This is a genomic window from Amycolatopsis kentuckyensis, from assembly GCF_002155975.1.
Taxonomy (GTDB): domain Bacteria; phylum Actinomycetota; class Actinomycetes; order Mycobacteriales; family Pseudonocardiaceae; genus Amycolatopsis; species Amycolatopsis kentuckyensis.
In genome coordinates this window covers 1-1,108 of the sequence record NZ_MUMI01000794.1, presented here as the reverse complement: position 1 = coordinate 1,108, position 1,108 = coordinate 1, and the positions used below count along the sequence as shown (strand labels likewise).

1 protein-coding gene is annotated in these 1,108 nt (G+C 68.7%); it reads left to right on the top strand.

The features are described from left to right. Positions 1–7: 7 nt before the first annotated feature. On the top strand, positions 8–1,108 hold a 1,101-nt coding region (locus CCN39_RS47950; RefSeq protein ID WP_434781169.1), incomplete at its 3' end, for a penicillin-binding transpeptidase domain-containing protein.

Here is a 1,108-nt window from a genome sequence, read left to right as displayed (position 1 = left end):
GGCAGGTCTGGGTGCGCTCGCGCTCGGCCGCGGCGGACAGCGCGGCGGCGTCGACACACTGCACCTGCAGCAGTTTCACGCACGCGACGATCAGGACCGCGACCAGCAGCAGGCGAACGGCGGAGAACCGGCTGCGGTGCTGATCGTCGCGGGCGTGAAACTGGTGCAGGTGCAGTGGTTCGACGCCGCCGCGCTGTCCGCCGCGGCCGAGCGCCAGCGCACCCAGACCATCGACATCCCGGCCCAGCGCGGGTCCATTGTGGACCGCAACGGCGCCAAGCTGGCGTTCAGCGTCGAGGTGCGCACGCTGTCGGTGAACCTCAAGGCGCTGCACAAGAACATGGACGACTTCGCCACGAAGAACCCCGGCACCAAGAAGACGTTCGACTCCGAAACCGCCGCGGCCGCCAAGTACATCGCGGGCAAGCTGCCGAACGTGATCGGCGAGCAGCAGCTGCTCGACCTGTTCCACAAGCAGGCCTCCTTCACCTACCTGGTGAACAACGTCGAGCCGTCGATCGCCGCCGACATCGTCAAGCACTTCGCGTGGATCGGCGTCGAGAAGCGCGCGCTGCGGGAGTACCCGGGCGGCAGCCTGGCGGCGAACATCGTCGGCGCCGCGAACTGGCGGTCCGAGGACCCCGACGTCTCCAAGCACAACCTGCACGGCCTCGTCGGGCTGGAGCTGCTGCGCGACAACGACCTGGCGGGTACGCCGGGCCGGATGATGGTCAACACCAAGAACGGCAGCGACAACGTCGTCATCCCGGGCACCGAGCACGACCTGCAGGCCGCCGTCCCGGGCTCGGACCTCGAGCTGACCATCGACTCCGACCTGCAGTACGAGGTGCAGCGGCAGCTGGCGGACTACGTCCAGCAGTCGCACGCCAAGGGCGGGCAGGCGGTCGTCATGGACGCCAAGACCGGCGAGGTCTACGCGCTGGCCAACAACACGACGTTCGACCCCAACGACCAGAGCACCTGGACCACCGACGACCTGGCCAACCCGGCGGTCACCACGCCGTTCGAGCCCGGGTCGGTCAACAAGCTGGTGACCGCCACCGGGGCGATCGAGTACGGCATCGCGACGCCGGAGTCGACGGTCGAG